Source organism: Enterococcus sp. DIV0574 (genome assembly GCF_051711125.1).
GTDB classification, from domain to species: domain Bacteria; phylum Bacillota; class Bacilli; order Lactobacillales; family Enterococcaceae; genus Enterococcus_D; species Enterococcus_D gallinarum.
On sequence record NZ_JBIOMA010000001.1, the window covers coordinates 2,533,939 to 2,560,590 of the forward strand.

22 protein-coding genes are annotated in these 26,652 nt (G+C 39.5%); 7 read left to right on the plus strand and 15 right to left on the minus strand.

Annotated features, from left to right (window positions below; genetic code table 11):
* Positions 1 to 237: 237 nt before the first annotated feature.
* Positions 238 to 1,632 (plus strand): methylaspartate mutase accessory protein GlmL, encoded by a 1,395-nt coding sequence (gene glmL / locus IGJ45_RS12260; protein WP_349703628.1) that lies wholly within the window; start codon positions 238 to 240, stop codon positions 1,630 to 1,632.
* A gap of 130 nt (positions 1,633 to 1,762) precedes the next feature.
* Here the strand turns inward: glmL and IGJ45_RS12265 are convergent, their stop codons facing one another.
* Positions 1,763 to 4,813, minus strand: a complete 3,051-nt coding sequence (locus IGJ45_RS12265; protein ID WP_113849380.1) for an AAA family ATPase — start codon at positions 4,811 to 4,813, stop codon at positions 1,763 to 1,765.
* A gap of 159 nt (positions 4,814 to 4,972) precedes the next feature.
* Positions 4,973 to 6,238, minus strand: coding sequence for an imidazolonepropionase (gene hutI, locus IGJ45_RS12270; protein WP_003125720.1), 1,266 nt, complete (start codon positions 6,236 to 6,238; stop codon positions 4,973 to 4,975).
* Between the two features lie 217 nt (positions 6,239 to 6,455).
* Between hutI and IGJ45_RS12275 the strand changes: the two genes are divergently transcribed.
* Entirely contained in the window at positions 6,456 to 8,480 is a 2,025-nt protein-coding gene (locus IGJ45_RS12275) for a urocanate hydratase (RefSeq protein WP_003125719.1), read from the plus strand.
* A gap of 216 nt (positions 8,481 to 8,696) precedes the next feature.
* Positions 8,697 to 9,479, plus strand: a complete 783-nt coding sequence (locus IGJ45_RS12280; protein ID WP_003125717.1) for a formate/nitrite transporter family protein — start codon at positions 8,697 to 8,699, stop codon at positions 9,477 to 9,479.
* Between the two features lie 105 nt (positions 9,480 to 9,584).
* Here the strand turns inward: IGJ45_RS12280 and allD are convergent, their stop codons facing one another.
* From allD to fdrA, 6 genes are all read right to left on the minus strand, one after another.
* Positions 9,585 to 10,646, minus strand: coding sequence for an ureidoglycolate dehydrogenase (gene allD / locus IGJ45_RS12285; protein ID WP_103301022.1), 1,062 nt, complete (start codon positions 10,644 to 10,646; stop codon positions 9,585 to 9,587).
* Positions 10,647 to 10,712: 66 nt separating this feature from the next.
* Positions 10,713 to 11,930 (minus strand): dicarboxylate/amino acid:cation symporter, encoded by a 1,218-nt coding sequence (locus IGJ45_RS12290; protein WP_349703630.1) that lies wholly within the window; start codon positions 11,928 to 11,930, stop codon positions 10,713 to 10,715.
* Between the two features lie 13 nt (positions 11,931 to 11,943).
* Positions 11,944 to 12,876 (minus strand): carbamate kinase, encoded by a 933-nt coding sequence (gene arcC, locus IGJ45_RS12295; protein ID WP_103301024.1) that lies wholly within the window; start codon positions 12,874 to 12,876, stop codon positions 11,944 to 11,946.
* The gene (locus IGJ45_RS12300) at positions 12,873 to 14,123 is read right to left on the minus strand and encodes an MFS transporter (RefSeq protein WP_060814492.1); all 1,251 of its coding nucleotides are present in this window, start codon (positions 14,121 to 14,123) and stop codon (positions 12,873 to 12,875) included. Before IGJ45_RS12300 ends, arcC begins: the two co-directional genes overlap by 4 nt.
* Positions 14,124 to 14,138: 15 nt before the next feature.
* Entirely contained in the window at positions 14,139 to 14,945 is an 807-nt protein-coding gene (locus IGJ45_RS12305; RefSeq protein WP_438768686.1) for a DUF2877 domain-containing protein, read from the minus strand.
* Positions 14,938 to 17,946: a DUF1116 domain-containing protein gene (gene fdrA, locus IGJ45_RS12310; RefSeq protein WP_103301027.1), complete on the minus strand. Its 3,009-nt coding sequence runs from the start codon at positions 17,944 to 17,946 to the stop codon at positions 14,938 to 14,940. Before fdrA ends, IGJ45_RS12305 begins: the two co-directional genes overlap by 8 nt.
* Before the next feature lie 116 nt (positions 17,947 to 18,062).
* Here fdrA and IGJ45_RS12315 point away from each other — a divergent pair, with 116 nt between their 5' ends.
* From IGJ45_RS12315 to IGJ45_RS12330, 4 genes are all read left to right on the plus strand, one after another.
* Entirely contained in the window at positions 18,063 to 19,637 is a 1,575-nt protein-coding gene (locus IGJ45_RS12315; protein WP_103301028.1) for a PucR family transcriptional regulator, read from the plus strand.
* Positions 19,638 to 20,450, plus strand: a complete 813-nt coding sequence (locus IGJ45_RS12320) for an alpha/beta hydrolase family protein (protein WP_081131581.1) — start codon at positions 19,638 to 19,640, stop codon at positions 20,448 to 20,450.
* Positions 20,451 to 20,637: 187 nt separating this feature from the next.
* Positions 20,638 to 21,783: a cation:proton antiporter gene (locus IGJ45_RS12325; RefSeq protein WP_005470619.1), complete on the plus strand. Its 1,146-nt coding sequence runs from the start codon at positions 20,638 to 20,640 to the stop codon at positions 21,781 to 21,783.
* Positions 21,784 to 21,918: 135 nt separating this feature from the next.
* Positions 21,919 to 22,194 (plus strand): hypothetical protein, encoded by a 276-nt coding sequence (locus IGJ45_RS12330; RefSeq protein WP_086269038.1) that lies wholly within the window; start codon positions 21,919 to 21,921, stop codon positions 22,192 to 22,194.
* Positions 22,195 to 22,271: 77 nt separating this feature from the next.
* On the opposite strand, the gene IGJ45_RS12335 is transcribed toward IGJ45_RS12330, so the two are convergent.
* From IGJ45_RS12335 to IGJ45_RS12365, 7 genes are all read right to left on the minus strand, one after another.
* Entirely contained in the window at positions 22,272 to 22,673 is a 402-nt protein-coding gene (locus tag IGJ45_RS12335) for a NusG domain II-containing protein (RefSeq protein WP_081132103.1), read from the minus strand.
* Between the two features lie 226 nt (positions 22,674 to 22,899).
* Positions 22,900 to 23,127: a hypothetical protein gene (locus IGJ45_RS12340; protein ID WP_003125702.1), complete on the minus strand. Its 228-nt coding sequence runs from the start codon at positions 23,125 to 23,127 to the stop codon at positions 22,900 to 22,902.
* 200 nt (positions 23,128 to 23,327) lie between these two features.
* On the minus strand, positions 23,328 to 23,726 hold the full coding sequence (locus IGJ45_RS12345; protein ID WP_081132106.1) for a hypothetical protein: 399 nt from the start codon (positions 23,724 to 23,726) through the stop codon (positions 23,328 to 23,330).
* A 16-nt stretch (positions 23,727 to 23,742) separates the two neighbouring features.
* Positions 23,743 to 23,922, minus strand: a complete 180-nt coding sequence (gene rpmF / locus IGJ45_RS12350; RefSeq protein WP_003125700.1) for a 50S ribosomal protein L32 — start codon at positions 23,920 to 23,922, stop codon at positions 23,743 to 23,745.
* 31 nt (positions 23,923 to 23,953) lie between these two features.
* Positions 23,954 to 24,073, minus strand: coding sequence for a putative metal homeostasis protein (locus IGJ45_RS12355; protein WP_021150266.1), 120 nt, complete (start codon positions 24,071 to 24,073; stop codon positions 23,954 to 23,956).
* A gap of 58 nt (positions 24,074 to 24,131) precedes the next feature.
* Positions 24,132 to 24,284: a 50S ribosomal protein L33 gene (gene rpmG / locus IGJ45_RS12360; RefSeq protein WP_081132107.1), complete on the minus strand. Its 153-nt coding sequence runs from the start codon at positions 24,282 to 24,284 to the stop codon at positions 24,132 to 24,134.
* Between the two features lie 319 nt (positions 24,285 to 24,603).
* A complete protein-coding gene (locus IGJ45_RS12365) occupies positions 24,604 to 26,583 on the minus strand; it encodes a S9 family peptidase (RefSeq protein ID WP_311809689.1) in 1,980 nt (659 codons plus the stop codon).
* Between the last annotated feature and the right edge of the window lie 69 nt (positions 26,584 to 26,652).

Sequence of the window (26,652 nt, forward strand, 5' to 3'; positions counted from 1 at the left end):
AGACAGACTTTATTTAATCTTTTTGATTTCTTTTACAAAGTACTTTTTTTGCTTGAATAGGTACACTCATAAACAAAAATTTGTAATCAACACATAAAAAATCTTCAAGTTTTATTTTTGACGTTTAATAGTCGGTGCCCTTCGTTTTTTATACATAAACATTAGAAAAAAATAATTATTATGCCGATAATTCTTTTGAACTTTTGGAAAATTATCAGCAAATAAAGAGGTGGAAACATGAAGAAAATTGTTTTGTTGATTGATTTTGGCAGCACATATACAAAATTAACTCTGGTCGATCCTAGCGCCATGGAAGTCCTTCATACAGCTCAGATTCCCACAAGTAGTCAAGAAGGGTTACAGTTGTGCTATACAGAAGGGAAAAAAGCATTACTTCAAACGTTAAAATTTTCTGATCAAGTAAAGATAGAAGAATATTTCTGTTCTTCCGCATGGGGAGGCTTTAAAATGATTGCCATTGGTTTAACTGAGAGTTTGACATTAGAAGCGGCGAAAAGAGCGGCTCTGGGGGCAGGCAGTCGTATTCTTCAAACTTTTTGTTATCGTTTGACACTGGACCAGCTTGAGGAAATAGAACAACAAAAGCCAGATGTTGTTTTGTTGACAGGAGGGTGTAATGGTGGAAATCAAGAAATCATCCGTCACAATGCCCGTCTTCTTGCTCAGCTTTCTACAGAGATTGCATTGATTGTAGCTGGCAACGAAGACAGCTATGGAGAATTATCTAAGCTCTTGCAAGATCGAAATAATACTTACTTTACCGAAAACGTGATGCCTGATGTTAATAAGCTGAATCCTATTCCGGTTAGAAAAATTGCCCAAAAAGTTTTCTTAGAAAAAATTGTTCATTCAAAAGGGATCCATCAAGTTGCAGCTCACGCAAGTGCCCCCATCATCCCCACCCCTAAAGCTGTATTAGCTGCAGCCATGCTATTAAAAGAAGGGACACAAACTTCGAAAGGTTTTGGGAATTTAGTCGTTGTTGACATTGGGGGAGCGACAACAGATATTCATTCTGTTGGAGATGGTTTACCCCAAGCAGAAAATGTTTACTTTGAAGGATTGGAAGAACCCTATTTGAAGCGTACCGTAGAAGGTGATCTCGGTATGCGTTCTTCTGCAGCAAGCTTGCTAAGGTGCATTGTAGAAGATTCCAATCGAATCAGGGCATTGTCTTCTTGGAAATTTACGACCCTTCAAGCTGCTTGCTATTATAGATGTAGTCATCCAACATATGTACCAAAGACACGAGAAGAATGCCTAATTGATCAATTTTTAGCTCAATCGGCAACGGCTATCGCTTTAGAGAGACATGCTGGAAAGATAAGAAAAGAATATACGCCAAATCGTACAATCTACTACCAGCATGGAAAAGATCTTCGAAATTTCCAAACAATCATTGGTACTGGTGGCGTTATCATTCATAGTCAATCTCCTAAAAAAATAGTTAAACCTGACATCAAGGGCATGTCTAATACTTTGCTACCAGTAGATCCGCAAATTCTTATTGACCAAGACTACCTTTTATCTGCAATAGGACTTTTAAGTCAAAACTATCCCGAAGCAGCATTGAACATTCTAAAGAAGAAACTTTATCGACTCAACCCTTAGTTGTGAAAAGAAGCTGTGACAAAAGTTTTGTCACAGCTTCTTCTGAATAAGCGGTTAGTAATAGCTTTTTCGGAAATTCCTTCTCATTTCTTGAAACTGATCACATCTGTCACAGCCTCAGATATCAATCTTATAGATTTACATGAAAGAATTCTTTTAAAACTTGCAACTCATAGCGGTCTCGGTATTGACTAAGGTTGTCCATTGCTTTTGTCAAATAGTACGATAAATCTTCTTCAACCAAATGATTTAATTGTAGATTTGCATGCCTCTCATTTAGACACTTTTCTTTTACCAGTGCTTTGATAAAATAAACGAGACCACTATCACGCGGATTAGCTAGTTGATTTTGGTAACAGCTTGTCTTTTCAATAAACTCTATCACTTTTCCATAATCTTTTTTGTGAAGGTAAATTAATGTTAAATAAGCATTTAACTGAACCCTTTTCCATAATGAAGTAGTAACTTCAAAATATTCATTTGCCTTGAGAAAATAGGTTTCCGCTTGATCATAATCTTTTTTTGCATACAGTGTAATTCCCATATCAACATAAAAAATAGCCAAGCTCGTCACCAAATTATTTCCTTCACACAAATTGATGGCTTTTTGTTGCAGTTTGATAGACTGCTCATAGTTAGACCGCAAACGCTGGATTTCTGCTAGATAATCATACGCGGCAGCAATATTGCTGTTATACTTTTCGTCAAAACGGTTGGCAATATTAAAAATTGTAATCGATTCTTGGATGTACGATTCTGCTTGATCCAAATCACCGATCATCAGATGATACAAACCTTTCAATCGCAATAAAATACCGATAGATTCGTTGTTATTGGCAGTAATTGCTACATCCATTGCCAAATCGATATAATGTGCCATGTCCGTCGCATTATCAGTTTGAATATAGTAATAAATCATTTGGCGATACCCTCGCAATAAATAGGTTGTTAGATGAAAGTCTTTCGCTTTTACGATTACTCGCTGAATGTTTTCAATTCCTCGATTATAGTCCCCGGAATTGATGAAAAAGCGACCTTCTAGATAAAGAAATCTGACGAGCAACAACTGATAAGTACTATCTTCTGCATACTGTCCTTCAATTTCCTTAAGTCTTGCACCTATCTCTTTGAATTTTTCTAATTCATTTGGGTCTTCTCTTCTGACCGATTCATGTGATGCCAAATGTTCTTGATGATAGATTGGAAAGAGTTCATGTTGAATACGTAAAAATAATTGATGATGAGAAAGTTCATAATCTAAGGACTTAAGTTCTTGATGCGCCTGACGATAGTGATACCCGATTGCTGCCAATAATTCGCTATCGTTTTTTGCTTCATTTAACTTTTGCTCTAATAAAACAGCAATTTTTTCATGTATCACACGTAATTTCATATCTGATTGTTTTGCATAAATAAATTGTTTCATCTTATTATGTTTAAAACTAAAGCATACTTCATCGAGATAAATATTCTCATTGATCAATCCTTGCTTGATTAAATTATCGAGCGCTTTATAAACCTCTGCTTTTTGACCATCGACTAACTCAATTAGTACACTCATAAATGCTAATTTCTGAAAGAAAGAAATCAAGTCAATCAATTCCACTTCTACAGGCAATAAGTTTACAAACTGTAGACTAAGCTTATCCTTTATGTTTTGCGTTAATCTTTCCAATGTGTTGCTCTCTTCCAATTGATTTAAGTACTCACTAATGTACAGAGGAACACCTTCTGATTCTCTCATAATAAAATCTATTGTAGATGTTTGGAACGTATGATTAGGCAATTGTTTCTCACAAAAAGCCCTGACCTCAAAATCTTGAAATGGAAGTAATTTCAATGTGATAATTTTTTCATAGCGGCGAACGCTTACGATAAAGTCTTGTATTTCCTTGCGAAAGCTTGATTGCAATGTCATGATAAAAATGATATCCCGATGGGGGTTATGCAGAATTAAACTCGTTAATAGCCTAATACTGGTTCGATCCATCCATTGTAAGTTTTCAATAAAAATGACAACAGGAGTTATTTTCCCCAACTGTTGCAAAGCTTCCGATATGCATTGTGCCAAAAAATTTAACTCAACAGAATCAATGGACCGAAGTACGCGTTGTGCTATTAAATCATTAAAAAATGGAAATTGTTGACTAAATGTTTGTTGCCATTGACTAACTTCAGCTAGCTTTTCTCTTTGCAATAAATGGATGATCTGTTGCAGTAGTTCACGCCATGGACGCAAGCAATGCTCTTGTTCCGTTTTATAACAAGTCACTTTGAATAGCTCATAAGGATATTGAATATTTTCTATGACTAATTGACACAATGAAGACTTTCCCACACCTAAATCTCCGGTAACTAAGACCGATTGAAATGGCTTTTTTTGTTTTAAATTCGCCAAATTCAACTCCAAGCGCTCCACTTCATTGGATCGACCATAAAAGTGATTCGCGCGTTTTTTTTGACTTACTCGCTGTTTTTGATTGGCAATCTGTAATGTTCTTTGATAGAGCTGTTTTGTTTCTTCACTTGGTTCAATTCCTAATTCATCTCTAAGTGTCTCTGCCAATTCATAATAGGTTTCAATTGCTTTCCCATTGCGATGATTTTCAATATAAAATTGCATCAATAATTGATAATTGCGCTCATCAAATTCATCAATTGCAATTAATTTTCTGATATTTTTTTCTACATCGGCTACGGCATGAAATGAAATGTCTTCTGCAACCTTTTGATAGCAGCATTCTATAAATTGATGTTCATAGAGATTACGCATCTTAGTCAACCATGCATCAAACAGATCGGAATCTTTCAAATAAAATCCTTTTAAAAATTCATCCCGATAGTCTTCCAGATGAGCATAAGCATCCTTTTCAAAACGATACGTATCACTCTCAATGATTAAATCAGAATTAAACGTCAAAATAGATTTATTCGGTGAAACAATAAATTCCCCTCCCAACGAGCGATTTGCTTGATAAATTGTATTTCGCAAATTCTTCTTGGCACTTTTTTCATCTTTACTAGGCCATAAAATACCTGCTATTTCATCCCGACTAATTTGTTTGTTGATCACCATGTAATACAGCAAAGCATTGATTTTTGAAAAAGAAAAAATTTTTATGTTCCCATCCACTTTTATTGTTGGTGTTCCTAATAATTTAAACGACAATGTATGCTCCATCACTGCTCCTTCTTTCAGTTTTACTAATCTTTATTTTAAAACAACCAACCTAATAAAGATACCGCTTACAACACTGTCCATTATAACCTTCTAAACCTTTTATAAGAAAAACTCTCTAACTCTATCACTAGAATTGGAGAGTTCTCTGCAAAAAGATTTCTAACTATGCTGACGTTGCGAGACGACAAGATCTCCAGCCTTATATACATGTGTAACCAAATTAGTTGCAAAAAAATACAATGGAAAATCGATATTCGGTGCATCAAAAATAGTAATATCTGCCGATTTTCCTTTGTCTAGGCTTCCTACGCTCTTTGATCGACAAATAGAATACGCAGCATTAATCGTAACCGCATTAAAGACTTGAATTGGAGTAAGCTTTTGCATAAAGCAACCTAACTGCATAATAAACTGTAAATTTGCTGTTGGACAACTTCCAGGGTTACTATCTGTCGTTAATGTAATTGCCATACCCTTGTCGATCATTTTTCTTGCTGGTGCATACGTGTCTTCCATTAAGCTAAAGGTGGTTCCAGGCAGCAAATTCCCGATAACTTTGGCTTCGCTCAACTTTCTGATTCCTTCGTCAGTTATCATCATTAAGTGTTCAGCACTAACTGCACCTAACTGTGCAGCAATATCTACTCCCCCAATCGATGCAATCTCGTCCGCGTGTATACGTAATTTAAATCCCATTTCCTTTGCGGCTTTTAACAATCGATAAGATTCTTCGGCAGAGAAAACCCCTTCTTCACAAAACACATCACAAAATTCTGCTAGTTTTTCTGCTTTTACTTTTGGGAGCATTTCATCAATGATTAAATCAATAAACTCATTAGAACGTCCCTGATACTCTGCTGGAATCGCATGAGCTCCCATAAAAGTAGAAACAATATCGATTGCATGCTCGTTATTCAATTTTTTTGCAACTTCCAATTGTTTTTTTTCTGTTTCCCAATTCAATCCATAGCCGCTTTTAGCCTCTACTGTTGTCACACCATGCATCAGCATTTTATCCAGCAGATCTGCAGATTTATTATACAGCGTGTCAAATGAAGCTTGTCTAGTCGCATTCATTGTACTTAAAATCCCACCACCATCAGCTAAAATCTCTAAGTAAGGCACACCATTTAATTTCTTGGCAAACTCATGCTCTCGGCTACCACCATATACGAGGTGTGTGTGACAATCAATTAATCCAGGTGTCGCTAGTTTCCCTGTGTAATCAATAATTTCCGTATGTTTATCAACCAAATCATTGTTTGGCTGTCCTTCCCCTACGTGCAAAATCTTTCCATCCTTGATAGCGATATAGCCTCCGTTGATGATTATCGCTTCACTCATCTGCTTTCCTCTCAATGGTGCACCCTGATCAATCGGACAAAAAATTTGACTAAAATTGTTTAAAATTTTTTCTGCTTTCATTATTCTTACTCCTCTACAAATTATTCATATTCTGAGTATAAAAAATCATAGTCTAACAGAAGTCAAACGACGCGTCTCAACCATTTATAAAATTGGAATAAAATTATTTGTGCGGATAGACGTTTCGTTGACACCGCTTACATATACTGAGAATCGTAAGCCGATTAAGAATATTTTATTCATTCACCATTATTATACACTTGAGGAGGAAGTATTAATGATTCAATTACAAGACATCGAACAAGCGATGACAGTTAAGTTAGATGACTTTTTACCTGAAAAAACTATTTTTCAAGAAGGCATTCGCCGCGCACCTGATCGCGGATTCCGTTTAACAAAAGACCAGACAGAACTCGCATTAAAAAATGCATTGCGTTACATTCATCCAAAATATCATGAAATCGTGATTCCAGAATTTATAGAAGAGTTAAAGACACGTGGGCGTATTTACGGTTATCGGTGGTATCCTAAAGAAAGAATCTATGGCAAACCAATTGATGCATATAAAGGTAAATGTACTGCCGCAAAAGCAATGCAGGTAATGATTGATAATAACCTTGATTTTGCTGTGGCGCTTTATCCCTACGAACTTGTAACTTATGGAGAAACTGGTCAGGTTTGTTCCAACTGGATGCAGTATCACTTGATTAAAAAATATCTCGAAATCATGACAGAGGAACAAACATTGGTGATTGAATCAGGTCACCCTTTGGGCCTTTTCAAATCAAAAAAAGACGCTCCCCGTGTGATTATCACGAATGGATTATTAGTTGGAGAATACGATAATATTGATGACTGGGAAATTGCCGAAGAAATGGGAGTAACCAATTATGGACAAATGACCGCTGGCGGCTGGATGTACATTGGTCCTCAAGGAATCGTTCATGGCACGTTCAATACCCTTTTGAATGCTGGTCGTTTGAAACTTGGAATTAAAGATGATGGCGATTTAGCTGGAAAACTGTTTGTTTCCTCTGGACTTGGTGGGATGTCTGGCGCTCAGGGTAAGGCTGGAGAAATCGCCAATGCAGTGGCAATTATTGCTGAAGTGGATAAGTCACGAATCGATACAAGATTAGAACAAGGATGGATTTCTAATCTTGCGGAAACTCCAGAAGAAGCAATAAACATTGCTACAAGCTATCTAAATAAAAATGAAAAGACTTCAATTGCCTATCACGGCAATATTGTCGATTTATTGGAATACATTGACCAAAATGATGTACCAGTTGATTTACTATCTGATCAAACCTCTTGTCATAATGTGTACAATGGAGGATACTGCCCTGCTGGCATTACGTTTGAAGAAAGAACAAAACTATTAGCCACAAATAGTGAAAAATTCCATCAGCTAGTGGATGAAACATTGAAACGCCATTACCATGTAATCAAGTCGCTTGTTGCAAAAGGCACCTATTTCTTTGACTATGGTAACTCTTTCATGAAAGCAATCTATGATTCTGGCATTAAAGAAATCTCAAAAAATGGGATTGATGATAAGGATGGCTTCATTTGGCCATCTTATGTTGAAGATATCATGGGACCAATGCTTTTCGATTATGGCTACGGTCCATTTCGTTGGGTGTGCTTAAGCGGTAAACACGAAGACTTGGTCGCAACAGATCATGCTGCAATGGAAGTGATTGATCCGACTCGCCGTTATCAAGACCGAGACAATTACAACTGGATTCGTGATGCAGAAAAAAATCAATTAGTCGTTGGTACACAAGCTCGAATCTTATACCAAGACTGTATGGGGCGAGTGAATATTGCACTTAAATTTAATGAATTGGTTCGAGAAGGTAAAATTGGTCCTGTTATGCTAGGACGTGATCACCATGATGTTTCTGGAACAGATTCTCCATTCCGTGAAACATCAAATATTAAAGATGGAAGTAATGTTTGTGCCGATATGGCTACACAATGCTACGCCGGAAATGCTGCTAGGGGGATGTCTTTGATTGCACTGCATAACGGTGGTGGTGTCGGAATTGGCAAATCAATCAATGGCGGTTTTGGACTTGTACTAGATGGTTCAGAACAAGTGGATGAGATCATCAAGTCAGCGATTGCCTGGGATACGATGGGCGGAGTGGCACGTAGAAGCTGGGCTCGAAATGATCACGCAATTGAAACGTCCATTGAATATAACAAAATGAATCAAGGGACTGATCATATCACTATCCCTTATCTTGCAGAACAAAGCAGCATCGATGCCGCAATCAATGCGCTTTTTGATTAAATCAAACACGGATTATTTTTTCCCAGGAACTGTGATATAAGTACTTTTTAATAAACTAAACATCTGAACTGCATGATACTATTTACGGTGAAGTCGGTCTTCAGCACAATCTTAAGAGAAAGACAGTTCATCATTATAGAGAACGGATACCTTTTGACTAGTTTATACTTCTGTCACACTTCCTTTTTTAAGTGATCTACTGAAAGGAAGCGAACCATGTACGCACCAGAAGAAATTGTTGAAATAGCAATCAAAAACGGGGCAAACAAAACAAAAAAAACACTAATAGCAAAATGTTTGTTAGGCTTTATTGGCGGTGCTATGATTTCTTTGGGATATTTAGCTTATATCCGAGTATCCGCCCCCATACCATCAAACTTTTCCGGATTAGGGACATTGTTAGGATCAGCAATTTTTCCTATTGGATTAATCGTCATTTTACTAGCTGGCGGGGAATTAATCACTGGAAACATGATGGCTGTAACAATTGCCTTTTACGATCACCGGATTTCTTATCAGAAGCTTGTAGGCAACTGGGTATTGATTACAATCACAAACATGATTGGAGCAATTTTTGTTGCCTATTTTTTTGGTTACTTTGTTGGACTGACGCATACTGATGTCTTTAGAGAACAGGTCATAAAAATAGCGCAGCACAAGCTAAACACTTCTTTTTCACAAGCCTTCATTTCCGGTATTGGCTGTAACTGGTTTGTTGGACTCGCATTGTGGTTATGCTACGGTGCAAAAGATGCGGCAGGAAAGATTCTATCTATCTGGTTTCCAGTCATGATTTTCGTGGCAATTGGATTCCAGCATAGTGTCGCTAACTGCTTTGTTATTCCCGCAGCAATCTTTGAAGGAGAAGCTACTTGGAAAGCGTTTGTTTTAAATTTTATCCCTGTCTATCTAGGAAATATAGTAGGTGGTGCAGTTCTCGTATCTGGATTTTATTATCTTAGTTATTCAGCAAAAAATGCTACTACCAAAGATAACTAGCACAGAATAAAAGAAGATGAACATATGTATCCTCAATACGTATGTTTATCTTCTTTTTAAGACGTATACCTATTCGTTATTTTCCACTATAAAATAGTTCAGCACCTACTTCGCAAATGCATCTTGCCCTCCATACTTATTCTGGTGGATGGTCTCACTGATCAAGTACTCGTAGATGGAACGCGGAATCTGTACACCATCTTGCTTTGCTTTCTCAAACTGTAGTTGACTGATCTCGCCTGGATAATAGACCTCTGATTGTCCTTCTACAGGCGGAATTTCATGTAATTCATTTACCATTTGATCCATCTGTTCTTTAAATGCCGAAAGATCCGTAAAGCGTTTGGGATCAATGACTAGAAACATTTGTCCTAGGCGTCTTTTTTCAGTGAGATCGGCATACATAGAAGATACATGTTTCCCGAAAGGCAGTCCTAACAGTGAACCGGCTAAAATATCCACCATCATCATCAAGCCATAGCCCTTGGCGCCAGCGATCGGTAATAATCCTTTAACGGCCGTAGGATCTGTGGTTGGTTGTCCTGTCTCGTCCACTGCCCAATTTTCTGGGATCGGCTGATTTTTGGCTCGGGCATCGAGTATTTTGCCCCACGCTTGAACGGTGGTAGCCATATCAAAAACAATGGGTTCATGTCCCGCTCGTGGCGCAGCAAATGCAATTGGGTTCGTGCCAAAGTAATTGCGGGTACCGCCAAAGGGAACTGCCATTGGATCTGATTGACACATCGCTAATGCGATCAACTCTTCTTCTGCCGCTTTTTTGACATAATAAGCCATGGTACCACTATGACTGGTTTGTTCGACACCGACATAGGCAATTCCAGCTTCTTTGGCAAGATGGATCGCAATCTTCATCGCTTCATTACAGACGTATTGTCCCATGCCATTGTCGCCATGAAAAATCCCTGTAGCAGGACCGGTTTTCTCAAAAGATAATTTAGGCGCCAATGTGATTCCGCCTTTAGCGATCCGTTCGGCATAATAGTCCATGCGTACAGCACCGTGGGAATGGACACCTGTTGCATCTGCAATAGCTAAATGTTTCGCCGTTTCGCTGGCAGCTTCTTGCGGCAACCCAGCAGCGATCAGTTTTTTCTTCATCAATTCTTCCAATTGAGTAATAGAAAGAGTGACTAGTTCTTCCATCGTGAATCCTCCTTTAACAATAAAGGAGAAGTACCTGATAGTGACAACAGCGACTTCTCCTTTCTCTTATTGATTAAATATCTGATAGTCCAATTCATCCGCAGATTTCGCAATGATCATCGCAGAATAAACATCTGAATTGACATTCAAAATCGTTCGCAGCATACCGACAAACCATTCTACACCAGCAAAAATCGCGATACTCTCGATTGGGAGTCCTAATTGAGGGACGACAATCGCCAGTGAAACGAGGCCAGCTCCCGGAACAACTGCATTCGCCAAGGACACGAATGTTGCAGTGACAGCCACTGTAATCATTTGGATCAAATCAAAAGGCATTTGATACATCTGGGCAATCGTCATCACTGTGATCGCCATATGCATCGCAGAACCATTACTATTTAAAGACATTCCTAGTGGTAAGACTAGATTTGTGATACGGCTGCTTAATCCCAGCTTATGTTGGGCTTCTTCCATAGCGACCGGTAATGTGATGGCGGACGAGGTAGTCGCTAATGCCATAATGGTCATATTTTTCATATTTTGGATCAAGCGCCATGGATTCACGCGGCAATAGATCATCAAAGCAACAATCCATAAGGCAAGAAACGTCAGTGTGGCTAACCCATAGATTAGAAGATACTTTCCTAGAGGTAAAATGATCTGTAACCCCAAAGAACTGATCGTTGAAGCAATCAGCGCAAAGATCCCGATGGGCGCTAAAATCATGACATAGCGGATGATCGTCAGCACGACTTCATTCAAGTCAACAATGATTGTTAATAATTGCGACTGCGGATTCTTTTGCAAAAAACGATTTAAAGCAATCCCAAAAAACAGGGCAAAAACGATGATCTGAATAATCGATCCTTTTGACAAGGCATCGAAAATATTGGTAGGAATAAAAGTGATCAGCGTCTCCGATGGTGAGATTTCTTGCGCTTGGACAGTGTCAGCAGCCGTTTGTGAAAAATCGATCCCTTTACCAGGGGTAAAGAAAACTGCCATTGCGACACCCCAAGCCGCAGCAAGTAAGGAGGAAATCCCGAAGACCGCGATTGTTTTCCCACCTAACCGTGTCAATTCTTTGGGGGCAATGCCCCCAACAGCCTGAATGATTTGCCCTAAGATCAATACCGGTATTGCCATTTGCATGAGCCGTAGAAAAATATCGCCAACGATTTTTAAGTGAACGCCCGCTTGTGAAAACAGCAATCCAAAAACGATCCCCAACAAAACAGCAATAACGATTTGTGTGACCATTGGTATTTTTTTTATTTTCACCTTGATCCCCTCTTTATTTGCGGAGTATAGTCCCTACCTGTTGATCAAGTACAGCTAAATTTTCAATTGAGGTAATGATCGCTGTCCTTGACGCATCCTCGTTTACAAAGCCGATGGCTGCCTGGATCTTCGGTAACATACTGCCAGCAGCAAAGTGTCCTTCTTCAATATACTGTTCTGCTTGCTCGACAGTGATTTCTTTGAGAGCTTGTTGGTCTGGTTGATTGTAGTTAATGTAGATATTATCAACACCCGTTAAAATAATCAGACGATCTGCTTGGACATTGTCTGCCAAAACCTTGGCTGCAAAATCTTTGTCATTGACTGCTTCCACGCCAACATAGTGCTGATTTTCTTGATAAACAGGTACCCCACCACCTCCAGCACAAATCGTGATTACACCGGCATCGACTAGGGTCTTGATCACGTCTTTTTCGACGATTTCTTGTGGCATCGGAGAAGGAACCACTTTTCGGTAGCCCCGTCCGGCATCTTCTTGATAGACACCCCCGGTTTTAGCCATCGCTGCTTCCGCTTCTTCTTTATCATAAAAAGGACCAATCGGTTTCGATGGTTTCTGGAAAGAAGGATCGTTTTTATCCACTCTGACTTGTGTGATTAAAGAAATCACGGATTGCGGCACACCCCGTTGGGCAAATTCATTGGTTAGTGCATGTTGCAACCAATAGCCGATACTTCCTTGTGTCATCGCAACACAGGTATCCAATTTCAGCTGTGGATTTTTTTCGCTTTCAGCAGCTTTTTGCTGAAGCAGCAAATTACCGACTTGTGGGCCATTTCCATGACACAAAATCACTTGTTCGCCTTTTTCAACAAAATCAGCAATATATTTGGCTGCTTGAGCAACTACCGCTTTTTGTCCACTATCACTAGGGTCTTTATCCAAAATGGCATTTCCGCCTAGTGCGATCACATTTAAACTCATTTTACTGTCTCCTTCTCATTTTCCTTCGCTAATACGGCAAATATTCCTAATCCGATCAGCAGCAACACACACGATAAGTAAAAACCGACTTGCATTGATCCTAATGAATCTGCTAAAAATCCTGTGACATATGGGGCGAGGATCGAACCAGACATTCCGATGAAGTTGTAGGCACTAAGCGTCGTGCCTAACGCTCCGGCTGGTGCATTTTTCGTTACAAATGTCACCACGATTGGATCAAGAGCAAGCTTGCCCGTCAATCCATACAAAATCAACACGGCGATCAATATCGTGCGGTCTGTAACAAAGGCAATCGCAAAAACTGAAAGTGTCGCAAGGGGTACCAAGAAATACACCAGTTTTTTCGTTGCTCCTGTTTTGTCGTTCAACCGAGCAAAAATCAAGGCACCAGGAATCGAAGCCCATGGGACGAGAGAAGCAATAAATCCAACACTTGCTCCTTCAAATCCACGTTCTGCGATCAAAAATTGTGGTAACCATGTAATGATAACAAAATTTGCATAAATGCTAGTAAAACATAAGATAAAGGCAGCCACTAAATTACGATTAGAAAAAATTTGTTTAAGAGAGATTTTTTCTTTTGGTCCTTCTTCTTTAACCACTTTTTCTTCATCTTCAGGACGGATGACTTTCTCTTTCAATACCGTGTAAAACAAGATACCGAGAATCAATGTTGGGATCGCCATGATAAAGAATGGTTTACTCCAATGATCGCCATTATCCAAAACAAGTTTACTTGACAATAGATACCCGCCAGAAGTCCCAAAAGCCATTCCGCTGTTGATAATCGCATTTCCAACGGTTCGTTTGTTATCTGGAATCGCTTCTGTTGATAACGCGTATTGAGGCCCATAATACGCACCTTGACCGATACCGGCAAGTGCGCGAATGACTAAGAACAAGACAAAACTCGTAGCTAATCCACTGAAATACGTAGTCACGGCCAGCAGTACAAAACCAATGGCAATGACTAGCTTTCGACCGATTTTGTCCCCAACGATCCCAAAAGGAATTTGGGCGATGGCATAGGTCAAGAAGAAGATACTATTTGCTAGACCTAGTTGCGTATTGCTTAAATTGAATTGTTCTCCGATCACACCCATGATTGGATTAAAGATCGTCCTTGTGGCATACATTAAGATCCAACCTACAAAGAAAATGGCAACAACTTTTTTCCAATAATTGTTACTTACTTTTTCAGCTGGTCGCTGGTTGATAGATTCCATGATTTCTCCTCTTTTCTATTCTAAAGTGATTGATTCCAATGCTAGCAGAATGCCAAAACACAGATCAATGCCCGATGAATGGCCGATTTTCATGACATCCTTTACATCTTTTTCGATCAGCTGCTGATCTTGGCTTTTCAAATCAGTCAATAATCGATAGATCAATGAATTGACATAACCTTTGATAGAGGCGGAAATATAGGCTTTACTGACATCAGTAGTAGACAAAGGAACCGCTAGAGCAGTTGCTAACTTCTCCGCTGGTTGGTCAAAGGCATAAAGCATTGCTTGGTAAGCAACCAATAGATCATCTCCGCTAGGTGTCAATCCCTTCCCTCGGCCAATTAGATAAGCAGTCACTTGCTGCCAATCTGGCTCGGGATGCCGCAACGCTTCAAAAATTTCTAAGGCTCGTTTTTCTAAAGGAAGTCCAATTTTTTCTACTAAATTTTGCTGGGTCAGTATTTCTTTTAAGCTGTTTCGCTCCGCTGCAGTGAAGGTAAGGTCCTTCACTTGCAGCGAAACAAAAGCAACATCTGTCAAAGGCAAAACAATCGTTCCTTTGGTACTATAAAATGTCAAACTATGACTACGTATCTTGACTAAATTTCCCGGCTCCACATAAGGCATGATTGCCCGAAACTGTTCTTCAGGTAAATACATCCCAAATCCTGCCAGATAGCTGCGGTAATTATTGATGTTGATCAACTGTTCATTGACTTGAATATTAAATGAACGATCAAATACACTATGGATTTTCCCCATTCCTCCAAATTGCTGGATCGGAGACAGGTAATCACTCGCAATGATTTTTTCAGTCAACGTCGATCCCTAGTTTCTTCGCATAAGCTGTTAGAGCATTTTCAAAACAGCCTAGAGGTGCTCTAACCGTTCCCGCACCAACTTGTCCTACTCCAGCTTCTTTGTGGGCGATTCCAGTATTGATCACTGGTGTGATCCCTGTTTCGACTACTTTTCGAATGTCGATTCCTAAACATGTTCCTTGGAAGTCCCATGTTGGGATCGAAAATGTCGAATTGTGTCCCAGACAAATTTTTGCCATTTCATTCGATGTTTCCAAGGCATCTTCAAAACCGCCAGCACCGACAAAACGGGTCACGCCTGGTGCAGCAACCATTGCCATTGCCCCAACACCGACGGTTTCCGTAATGGCGCTGTCTCCGATATCAGGATTACCGTCTGCTTCAGTAAAGCCGGTAAAGTACAGACCTTTTGGCGTATTGACCGGGGCAATGTGCCATTCGTCCTCTGTTTCTGCGATACGAATCCCAAAATTGACACCGTTACGGGTCATCGTTGTCACTACTGTCCCTTTTGTTTCTGAACGAGCACCGTCAACGATGGCCTTACCGGTAGCCATCATGATGTTCAAGAAGAATTGATCAGTATCTGCTAAGAACTTGATAACTTCGTACTTTTGATCTTCCGGAATATCTGTTTGAATGATTAGTGGCGAAATTTCTTTCAAGAAGTTCAATGAGGCCGCAATGTTTCGTTGGTGGAATTCATCCCCCATCGTGATCGAACGCGCGATCAAGACATTCAAATTGATGCCTTCTTCTGTCAACTGCAATGCTTTAGCGATCGTCGGTCCTAAAACATCTTTGATCCAATCCAAGCGATCAATGACTTCTTGGGAATAAGCACCAAAACGTAACACTTTGCCGATACCCTCGTTCAAAATACAGTAAGCACGATTTCCTGTCAGACGATTTTCAACCACAAAGACAGGCATGTTTGCAGAAGTGATTCCACCCATCGGGCCAACAGCTTGTACATGATGACAAGGCATGAAACGAACTTCTCCGCTTTCCAACAACCGGCGTGCTTCTTCTTCATTCGTTGCCCACCGTTCAAATAACGCCGCGCCAATACAAGAACCTTGCATCGGTCCAGTCATTTCTGACCACTCGATTGGAGGTCCAGCATGTAATAACGTTTTTTGCTGCTCATTTAGTTCAGCAATGACTGTTTTAGCAGGTACTACATCGATCAAGAAAGGTTGCGCATTCTTGATTTTGTCTGTCACTTCTTGGTTGTCCGCTGCAATTTGATCCTCAAAATCTTCCAGTGCATCCAGAATGCGAATCATTTTTTTATTGCCGCTCGCTCTAGGACGCCAGTTAAATTGCTCCGTTTGTCCACCATATTGCAAGATCGATTCATTAAAACTTTGTAAGCCGACATTGATGATTCGCGGTTTTGTTGTCAATAATTCCATCACTTGCTCACTAACCGTTGGTACATCAATCGTTGTCCCCGTGTAGTCTTCCACCGCTTTATCTGCTTCTGACATTTCGACACCTTTTAACAAGAGTGCTAATTGAACAGCTTTCGCGTTGCTTTCTGCTACATAAACCCCCGCTGCTTTCAAGCGATCGACTGCATCTTGATAATTTTGCGGATCTTTCGTGGTTCCGCAGACTGTAGCCACGAAGTAAAGATCACGCCCAGCTGTTTTAGCTGTTGTTTGTGCTGCTTCGATGGCAGGTAGCAATGCTCCGACCATATCTTCATGTGCACCGTAACCTAAAACCACGTCGAACAAAATAATTCCTGTTTGTTCATCCTCTGCATACTCTTCGATTTTTTGAATCCGTACCTCTGGATCGATCATTGGATGAGGTTTTCCTTGCGTATAAATATCATCGCCTAAATCGATCACATCGTAGCCGTGAGAATGCAAAATATATCCTTCTTGCTTGACTAAACCTTCTAAGTTCAACGCTTCCGAAATCAACATGCCCGCTTCAGCAGCTAGTGTGCCGCCAGAATAAAGGCCTTTAACAACTTTGTCTTTGTCTAAAGTGGATACGTTTGGTTTGTCCAATTTTGTAAAATAATTCCGTTTGACAGCTTCTTCATTTGCTAAATCAACAGCAATTTGTGCAGTTTCTTCCAATGTGTGTGCCAAGTAAACTTTTCCTTCATGGGCTTCAGGTTTTTCTCCTAAGAAAATAGCAACGACTGGCTTGCTGATACTTTGCAGCAATTGAACGACTTCATCCCGCACTTCTTTTGCAGGTGGCTTCGAGATGACACAAATCACATCGGTTGGTTCATGATTTTCCAGAGCGACGATCGCATCTTTCACAGTGATGGCTCCCACCTTATCACTGAGATCACGTCCACCAGTTCCGATTGCATGTACTACCCCGCCACCTAGACGATCGATGATCGTTGTGACTTCTTGGATCCCTGTCCCTGATGCACCAACTACACCAATATTTCCAGGTGAAACCACATTGGTGAAGGCAATCGGGATACTAGAGATGATCCCTGTTCCGCAATCTGGTCCCATCATTAATAGTCCTTTTTCATGCGCTAATTTCTTTAAGCGAACTTCATCTTCAATAGCTACATTGTCCGTAAAAGAAAAAACATGCAGACCATTCTTCAAAGCCTTTTCCATCTCGGCTGCGCCATATTCTCCCGGAATACTGAACAACGCCACATTGGCATCCGGCAAAGCAGTCAGTGCTTCTTGCCAAGAAGCTGCAGCAGGTTTCTCTTTGTCGTCACCTTTAGCGGAAAGATCAGCTAGAAAGGTATCGATCGCCGGTAAAACTTCCTCCATGATTTGCTCGTCTTCACTGTCGACAACGATCATCATGTCATTCGGGGAAGCAGCTTCTGCTTCAGGCGTCAGCAAGCCAGTGTTATTTAAAATATCTTTGTTTGCATCTGTCCCCATCATGATCTGACTCATTGTCACGCCATCAAGATCATTGATCGTATTCGTCAACAACATGAGATTGATCGAATCTTGATAGTTGTTCTTTAAGATCACTGTGTTTAACATTTGTTCTCCTCCTTTTCTTATATTTTTATTCTAACGCGACTTGTTTGCGTTTTCATTGGATAAAAGTCTAAAAAAATGCTATACTTTTTATCCAAAAGGGGAAAAAGGAGAATCTTATGCAATTAAAAGAATTGATTGAGCTGCCGCTTTTCAAAAATAGCAAGACACTGACTGGCACGATTGGTTTAACAAATCCGGTGGCCTCTGTCATGGTGCTTGAAGCCATCGATATTGAAAAATGGAGTAAGAAAGATCAGTTGATCTTGACTTCATTCTATGCCTTCACGGATCTTCCTATGGATCAGTTGCGTGTTTTTTTTGAAAAGATGCAGCAGATTGGGGTCAGTGGGTTAGTCGTCAAAGTCGATCGCCTGATTCCAATGATTCCTGAATGGATCATTGGTCTTAGTTTTGATTATCAGATCCCATTGATCAAAGTACAGCAAGATGTTAGTTACGAAGCAATCATGTTGGCGGTTTATGAACCGCTTTTGAATCACCAAACACATCTCTTGCGAACCTACTATGAGGTCCGTCAGCGTTTCATGAAGGTTGAACGCAACCATTCGTCCTTTGAGCAGATCATGCAAGAGTTTTATCAGTTGATCGAAAAACCTTGTTCATTACGGATCCCCCATTTGGATGTTCAAGTTGCGATCGGTCAATCCTTTAAGAATTATGTAGTCACAAAGAGTGAACCAATGAAAACCATCGAATTCACAAAAAATCATTATGAATATCTAGAGCTTTTTTCTCATGAGAACAATCAGTATGTCACTGCAATCAAAGTGGATATCATCAACCCATTCAATGACTTATGTACATTGATCGTTTATCAAAAAGATTCTCAGATCCCCGAAGCAAAGGTCATGATTATCGAGAATGTCGTAGACGTTATTTACGAACGGCTACAAATGGAATATCTTCTAAAAAAAGAGCGCTATAATCGGATGAACAATCTGGCCGAAGCCATTTTGCAAAGTACACCGAATAATTCCGAAGAATTAGCTGCATTGCTGCAAGAGGCACAATTAGATCGTTATGATTACTACCAAGGAATTGCTTTTGCCTCCAATACCTTTAAAGATAAGCAAAGAAAAATAGCTGTCCTGCACAAATTACGGGCATTGAAAACTGCCCATGTGTTTTTTGAGCATCATAATTATTTAGTCGTCCTGTATAATTTTCAGCAGCTAGCCCAAGAAATCAGTAAAAAGAACTTGGAAAAACAATTTGAAGTCTCTCTCTTATCAGAAGAATCTGCTTGCTTAGCAGTCAGCGAAGTCTTCACTAAAGAACATATCAAGGAAATCTTGCCCCAATGTCTCGATGCCATTCGCTTCAACCGCCAGTTCTATCTAGGACCGATCTTAACTTACAGTGATTTAGGAATCTTTAGCTCCTTTATCAAAGAAAATCAGCTGGAACGACTGCAGCAAAGCATTCCCCCAAAGTTGTACCAAATGTCAGAAGAAGACGAGGAATTATTCACTACTTTCTATACTTTTTTTATCAGCAACCGCAATTACAAGAAAACTGCCGAGGCTCTTTTTCTGCATTCGAAAACGATTCGCTATCGTCTCAACAAAATCGAGCAGTTGCTGGAGATTGATTTGACAAATCCTATCCAATTGGTCAATTATGAAATCGGTACGTATTTATTAGAATTGAAGAAAAGGAGTCGTTTATAAATGAAAACAGACTTTTTATTATCTACCGGTGCCTCAGTTAGTCTTTACCCTGCTGATTCCATTGAGCAAGAGAGCTATCTGATTTACTTGCATGGCGGCGGATTCGTTTACGGCAGTCGGCAGGATATTCCCAAACCATTGATCGAATTGTTTCATGAACACAACTATACGATCCTATCTATGGACTATTTGTTGGCACCAAACAGTTCACTTTCTGAAATTATTGCCGCTACCTGGGAGAATTTCTTGGAATTAAAAGCGAAAGTAATCAAGGAGCACCCTTATCGAATCTGCGGTCGTTCAGCGGGAGGGTATTTGATGATGGCACTGACGAAAAAAATTTTTGCTGAAAAACTGCCAATGCCCGAAAGTCTAATTAACTTTTATGGCTATACAGACTTAGCTTTCATTGAAGCTTCTCGTCAGACGACTCAACCACCATTGTCTGAGTCCCTTCTGCCAAAAATCGAGTTAACAGAGAAAGTATGGGATGATCCCCAGTTTCAGCGTTATCTCTTTTATATTTATGCACTTCAGCAACAAAAATTGACTGAGGTATATGGCATTTCCTCCAATCAGTTGACGGATTATGCGCTCCCAGCGGAAGAGCTACAACTCTTTCCTCCTGTTTTTAGTACAGCCAGCAGTACCGATGAAGAAGTCCCATTTCGCTATAGTAAGGCATTAAAGAAAATTCCAGATAGTAAATTTATAGCTGTTTATGACCTGCCGCATGACTTCCTGAAAGAAACAGATGATGACCAAGTCCAAATGGTTTTTTCCCGTTTAAATACCTGGTTAAATGACCACTGACAAAAAAACTAAAACAAAATCATTTTTGACAGGCAGCAGAGTGTTATAAAAAGAACCCTCTGCTGCCTTTGATCAATTTTTCTTCTCTTTCAACTTGAAAATCAGCAAACAATGCTTACTTACACCAAGATTGCTGGTTACATGCTATACTAAAAATGATTATTTGAAAGAAAGAAGGATGAATTTAATGGAATTTGTGGGTATCTTATGCCTAATCCTCCTCACAACAACTCTTTTCTCTCATATAGCAAGACGGATTGGCGTCCCTGCTGTAATTGGGCAATTGTTGGCTGGTGTTTTATTAGGAGGTGCAGGACTTAATTGGGTACATCCAGACATTTTAGTACACGATTTTTCTGAGATCGGTGTTATTTTGCTAATGTTTTTAGCTGGTTTAGAAAGTGATATTTCTTTACTGAAACGCTATTTTCGCCCTGGAATGTTTGTAGCGATCTTGGGGATCCTCTTCCCGATGTTATTCGGCTATCTCACAGGTATCGGATTTCAAAGCAGCGGAACGGAAGCCTTCTTTTTTGGTATTGTTCTAGCAGCAACTTCTGTCAGTATCTCTGTCGAGGTACTCAAAGAACTAAATGTTGTTAATACCAAAGAGGGTTCGACGATTCTAGGCGCCTCAGTTGTCGACGATATTTTGGTCGTTTTGGTATTGAGCCTCAGCCTTTCCTTTTTGGGAGGTTCGGGTACGCAAAGCACCCCTTTGCCTGTCACACTATTTGTAGAACTTATTTATTTTGTTTTGATCTTCTTACTTGTTAAATGGATTGCGCCGTTCTTACTTTCTTTAGCAGAAAAGCTCTTTGCCAATGCCTCAGTCATCATCATGTCTCTGATCATCTGTTTAGGTATGGCTTATCTTGCTGACTTAGTCGGTTTGAGCTCTGTGATTGGTGCTTTCTTTGCCGGGATCGCTGTTAGCCAAACAAAAGTCAAAGAAGAAGTGGAACACAGTGTAGAAGCATTGGGATATGCCGTGTTTATTCCAGTATTCTTTGTTAGTGTCGGCTTAGAAGTAGACTTTTCTTTGTTGAATGAGCAATTACTCTTTATCTTAGCCTTTACGGTAGTAGCTATTTTGACTAAACTTGTCGGAGGCTTTGCTGGCGGAAAAATCGCTCAGTTCTCCAACAATAGTGCTTGGATGGTTGGTGCAGGGATGATATCTCGCGGCGAAATGGCTCTGATCATTTTACAAATCGGACAACAAAATAACTTGATCACACCTGCTCTTTATTCACCCTTAGTAATTGTGGTTTTATTGAGCACACTGATCTCCCCACTGATTTTGAAATATTTTACAAAAAAAATCTATTGATGCAATTCGTAAAAGGCAAAACACCTTCTCAACTGAATTGAGAAGGTGTTTTATTGTATTTAAAGCAAAAAAACATTACAATAAAGCTATATAGGATCAAAAGGCCGACAACACATCGTGAAAGGGCGTATTCTCATGAAAATCATCAAGAACTCCATTGAAAATCACCAAAAGAAAAAAGAGCAAAAAAAACTGATTTTAAGAAAAAAGAACTTTGAATTACGTGAAAGAGGAAAAGATCCTCATAAAGGGTGGCACCCCATGGTCGATACCGGATCCGGCGGTGCGAATGGTGCACTCGTTAAAATCAATAGAGGCACCATCGATATTACCGGAAACAATGACGAAACATTCAACTATTTTTTAGAAGAACAAAGACGAGTTGCTGATCATTCAAAAAGGCAGAATTAACTCTTGTTTAGAATGACTGGCAAGAGCACTTTTCAACTGCTTCTACGATAAATACTATTCAATCCAGACGGTCTCAATCAGTAAATATAATAGTCATCGCTTCCTGCCTGATAGATCTCGATCACTAATTTATGAGGTAAACAAATACTGGTTTGTCCATTTTGAGAGATCCAGCCAGTTTTAACAGCAATCTGATCTGGACTATTGTCTTCTTTCACGCGAATTTTCCCGTTATTTATTTCGATAATATTATATTGTTTTCCAGACGGAGCATACGTTTTTGTCAATGATTCAATTTGTTCGAGATTGAATCGGTCAACCTCTTGCCCGTTGATTCGAACGATCGCGTAACGATCACCTGTATTCTCCGCAGCTTGTGCAGAGAAAAAGAATGGCAGAAAAGATCCTACAATCAATGCAGCAAAGAGGAGGTAATCAAAGGGTTTTAATAAACGAATAAAAGAATCTAGCAGCCTCATTCGTATCACCTCTTTCTTTTTTTACTGTTTTTTCTTTAAAACAGCTAGTCGTCTAGTTATGTCCTTTGCTGATTTCAATAATTGAATAAAAAGGCATTGGCAAAAATCACCTGATTTTGCCAATGCCTTTTTATTGAATACAATTAAAATCATAAATGATTGGTTGTGCTCATCATGCGTTTCAATGGATGCTTCCTGTTTTTGCATCATTGTCAGCTGTGGCGACTTAAATCGTTTCTTTTTTAATGGTTTCAATCATTTGATCGATTGCTTGTTTGATTTCATCTTCTGTATCGGGTAATTTGCTTGGTACCCCATCATGCTTACCACTGTCGACTTCTCCGGAAAAACTTACTTCATCCCCTGAAACATTGATTTGGTCTTGATACCCTTTTACAGCGATATAGGCTTTGGCAAGCACCTCAGTTTCTTTCACATCTTCAATTTTTTTCATTGTACTTCCCCTCCTGAATCTTATTGTAGCAACTTCTATTTAAAAACCAAATTGATTTGCTTTGTTTTTCCCAGTTTTAATATCTCCAAAAGAAAAACGAAAGTAGGAAGGGCTATTTTTCGGATGGAAAACAACACCGTTTTTTTGTTAAAGTATTTGCATATCTTCTATTGAAAAGAAGCTTTTTTCAATTGATCTTTCTATTCGACAGTTGGTTCTGATAATCTACGGTCTTCAAAATAAGCCGATAAATCAATCAATTCATCCTCTGTAAACTGATTCGTTTCTACTTCACCTAAAATCCTTTCTTGCAGTGTTCGATCCATTTCCCAGAAATGGTCGATCTTTTTGAAATGGTCAGCCGAAAATCTGGCAAATACTGGATAGAGAATTAAGAAATCAGTGTATGTCAGGTCCATGGACTCTGTATAATCCTTTACGTAACCTGAATCTAATGCTTCTTTGGTTGGTTCACCCTTTGGCCCAATCAATCCTTTGTGATATAAAAGCTGAAAAATTTCTGCTTTAGTGACTGTCGGATCAACTTTCTTTTGGTAGCAATAAGCCTCTTCAACCAATGATGGATATTGGATCATCATTATTCTCTACTTCCTTTCAGTCATTTGCTTTCGTTATGATCGGTTTCTTCAAAAGATATTCCTTTAATGACACATGGTGACTTCGTGTATAATTCCCACTGGTACTGTCAAAATGGATGGCTGGCTTCTTCAATTGTTGATTTCTCCGCCGCCGGTTTTTCTTTGCCTTTGAAGTTTTTCTAGCTGGTACTGCCATTTTTTAATCCTTTCTTGGAAAAATAGTTTCGTTAGCTAATTTTTTTCTTGTTCCGCTTGTATTCATGGATAATTTTTAGCGCACGCTTGCGAGTCTTGATATTTGGACTTTTCAAGCGGCGATAAGCACTTGCCAGATCTGTTTTTTCCAATCATTTTTCCTCCTTTATCGTCCTACTTCTCTCTTTAAGATTCATCTGTATTCTTTACTCACTTCTTTATTTCACGAAAAATTGCTTTTCGCCGTAGTTTTGGTGAATATTTTTTTAATTCCAATCGATAGGGTGTGTTGCGCTGATTTTTGCTAGTCAGATAGAGTCGTTCTCCGGTTTCTACACATTCCAATATAATATTATTTCGCATCCTCAAACTCCTTCCAAAAATCTCTTCAAAAACAAAACGTAACGATTACGTTTTAAACCTTATCATAGAAAAGTAGAAGATTCAAGAAGTTTTTTATATTTTTGTTATTTTATAAATGAAAGATGTTTCATATGAGTCGTTGATCGTTTCTGAAAAAAATTCTATTTAATAAAATACCAGAAATAAAAATAGCTGTTTCTCTCTTTAAAAACTTTGATTTAACAAAAAAAATAAGATACCCGCAAGCTGGTATTTTAGAACAACTTCTTAAAAATTGTTCTAGTAATTATCCAATACTTTACTGGTATCTTGTTTTTTATTATTCGTGTGTCTTCATCCATTCCGTGATAGCCGATAAGCGTTCAAGACGTAGATTGGGCAACCCGCTGCGAGAAAGGCCATGACTAGAATGCGGAAAGAGGATCAATTTCGTGTCAATGTCATTCCGTTTTAATGCCGTATAAAATTGTTGCCCCTGTTCTTGCGGACAACGCAGATCATTTTCGCCATGTAAAACCAATGTAGGGGTAGTCACACGGTCTGCATAAGCTAATGGCGACATTTCCCAGAGTGTCTTAGACTCATCTAGGTCATGCAGCAACTGATATTTTACAAAAAATGGTCCAATGTCACTGGTTCCATAGAAACTGATCCAATTGGAGATCGACCGCTGTGTGACGGCAGAGCAGAAACGATCCGTGTGCCCTACGATCCAATTGGTCATAAAGCCCCCATAACTACCGCCAACGACATGAATTTTTTGGGGCTCGATCTCTGGATGATGATTAAGCACGTCCTCCACACCTAAGAGCAAGTCTTGGTAATCTTTATTGCCATAATCTCCTAGGATCGAGCGAACAAACTCCTGACCATAGCCTTGCCCACCGCGAGGATTCAGCAAAATCACTCCGTAACCATTGGCTGCATGAACTTGCATTTCGTGAAAGAACGTCTCCCCATAGCAAACTTGCGGTCCACCGTGAATATATAAAATCGCAGGGTGCTCTTGACTGGTCTCGATCGGTGGTAGATACCATCCTTGGATTTGCCAACCATCTGCTCCCTCATACCAAAAACGCTGCGGTTCACTGATCGACAGGTCATTCATCAGAGCTTCATTCGGATCAGCTACTAGTTCTAGCTCGCCACTAGTTAAGTCAAGCACCGCTAGTCGACTTGGGATCGTTGGTGTCGAATAAGTGATTGCTAAGTGGGTTTCATCAATCTTTGCTGCATCAGTGATATCCATTAATTGGTCAAATAGTAATGTCCATTGTCCTTTCGTATCGACACGGTACAATTGCAATTTTCCATGAGTAGTCACTGGTACAATAAACTGTTGTTTGTTGATCCAGGTTACTGAAACACCACGATTTTTTTGTTGAAAATCACCGATGATCGTATTGCCGATGGCAAGGTCTTGTTCATTTGAGAGGTTGACTACTTCCTTTGTTTCAAGGTCCATGAGATAAAGATCTTCCTGGGTAACAAATCCATAGGTTAGGTCATTCCCCAAAAGCAGCAATTGGTTGCCAGATAAAGCAGCAAAAGAATAAGTCCCTTCAGGCAGATCAGATTCAAATGAGTGATGCTGATTCGTTGTCAGATCATACGCATACAGCATACTTCCATAATGCCATTCTCGTTCGGGTTTCGTCTCTGCGGTATAGAGTAGACCTTGCTCTTTTTCCATGATTGCTTCAAGATGGATTTCCAGATCTGTTTCAAAAATAGTTGCTGATTCTTTCGTCGTTAATAAGACTTTCTTTACTCGCGTGATTTTCTCAGATAAAAAGCCCGCACCATCTGCTTGATAGCCTAATTTGGTCGTCATTTTTATTTTAGGAAAATCGTTTTCAGCAGCTTTTTCTTTTGACGTATCGTATTTTTTCTCAGAGTCATCCACTCGTTCTTTTGATTTATCTGCTGAGACTTGATAATAGACCGCTGTAGCATCGTCTGTCCAAAAATAATTGCTGATTCCCTGCTCTGCTACTAAGACAGAAGCTCGTCCACCGTTTAACGGCATAATCATTAGTTGATTTTTTTCTGTTTCTTTCTCTGTCGACAGAAAGCTCAGCCATTTTTCATCGGGAGAAACTTTTAGCTCGGTACTATTTTTTAATTGGTTGCCCCATACCTGCCTTTCTTTTGTCTCTCGATCAACACTGAATATCTCCGATTCATAGCAATTCTTTTCCTCATTGATTGTATTCTCAAGATAGAATATGCGCTCACCAGCAGCTACTGGCTGTGCCACACTCTTCAACTCAAACAACGACTCTTTTTTTATTTTCATTTACCCGCCTCCAAAATTAGGATAATTCCATTATAGCAAAATCCGCTGACATGATGTCAGCGGATTCAC

Bases quoted from the DNA above. Each gene is read 5' to 3' on its own strand.
- IGJ45_RS12340 (WP_003125702.1), bottom strand. From the start codon at position 23,127: ATGAAAAAAATTGAAGATGTGAAAGAAACTGAGGTGCTTGCCAAAGCC.
- IGJ45_RS12300 (WP_060814492.1), bottom strand. From the start codon at position 14,123: ATGGAATCTATCAACCAGCGACCAGCTGAAAAAGTAAGTAACAATTAT.
- IGJ45_RS12275 (WP_003125719.1), top strand. From the start codon at position 6,456: ATGATTCAATTACAAGACATCGAACAAGCGATGACAGTTAAGTTAGAT.
- IGJ45_RS12320 (WP_081131581.1), top strand. From the start codon at position 19,638: ATGAAAACAGACTTTTTATTATCTACCGGTGCCTCAGTTAGTCTTTAC.
- IGJ45_RS12345 (WP_081132106.1), bottom strand. From the start codon at position 23,726: ATGATGATCCAATATCCATCATTGGTTGAAGAGGCTTATTGCTACCAA.
- rpmG (WP_081132107.1), bottom strand. From the start codon at position 24,284: ATGCGAAATAATATTATATTGGAATGTGTAGAAACCGGAGAACGACTC.
- IGJ45_RS12330 (WP_086269038.1), top strand. From the start codon at position 21,919: ATGAAAATCATCAAGAACTCCATTGAAAATCACCAAAAGAAAAAAGAG.
- arcC (WP_103301024.1), bottom strand. From the start codon at position 12,876: ATGAGTTTAAATGTGATCGCACTAGGCGGAAATGCCATTTTGGATAAA.
- glmL (WP_349703628.1), top strand. From the start codon at position 238: ATGAAGAAAATTGTTTTGTTGATTGATTTTGGCAGCACATATACAAAA.
- IGJ45_RS12265 (WP_113849380.1), bottom strand. From the start codon at position 4,813: ATGGAGCATACATTGTCGTTTAAATTATTAGGAACACCAACAATAAAA.
- IGJ45_RS12325 (WP_005470619.1), top strand. From the start codon at position 20,638: ATGGAATTTGTGGGTATCTTATGCCTAATCCTCCTCACAACAACTCTT.
- IGJ45_RS12365 (WP_311809689.1), bottom strand. From the start codon at position 26,583: ATGAAAATAAAAAAAGAGTCGTTGTTTGAGTTGAAGAGTGTGGCACAG.
- rpmF (WP_003125700.1), bottom strand. From the start codon at position 23,922: ATGGCAGTACCAGCTAGAAAAACTTCAAAGGCAAAGAAAAACCGGCGG.
- hutI (WP_003125720.1), bottom strand. From the start codon at position 6,238: ATGAAAGCAGAAAAAATTTTAAACAATTTTAGTCAAATTTTTTGTCCG.
- allD (WP_103301022.1), bottom strand. From the start codon at position 10,646: ATGGAAGAACTAGTCACTCTTTCTATTACTCAATTGGAAGAATTGATG.
- IGJ45_RS12315 (WP_103301028.1), top strand. From the start codon at position 18,063: ATGCAATTAAAAGAATTGATTGAGCTGCCGCTTTTCAAAAATAGCAAG.
- fdrA (WP_103301027.1), bottom strand. From the start codon at position 17,946: ATGTTAAACACAGTGATCTTAAAGAACAACTATCAAGATTCGATCAAT.
- IGJ45_RS12280 (WP_003125717.1), top strand. From the start codon at position 8,697: ATGTACGCACCAGAAGAAATTGTTGAAATAGCAATCAAAAACGGGGCA.
- IGJ45_RS12335 (WP_081132103.1), bottom strand. From the start codon at position 22,673: ATGAGGCTGCTAGATTCTTTTATTCGTTTATTAAAACCCTTTGATTAC.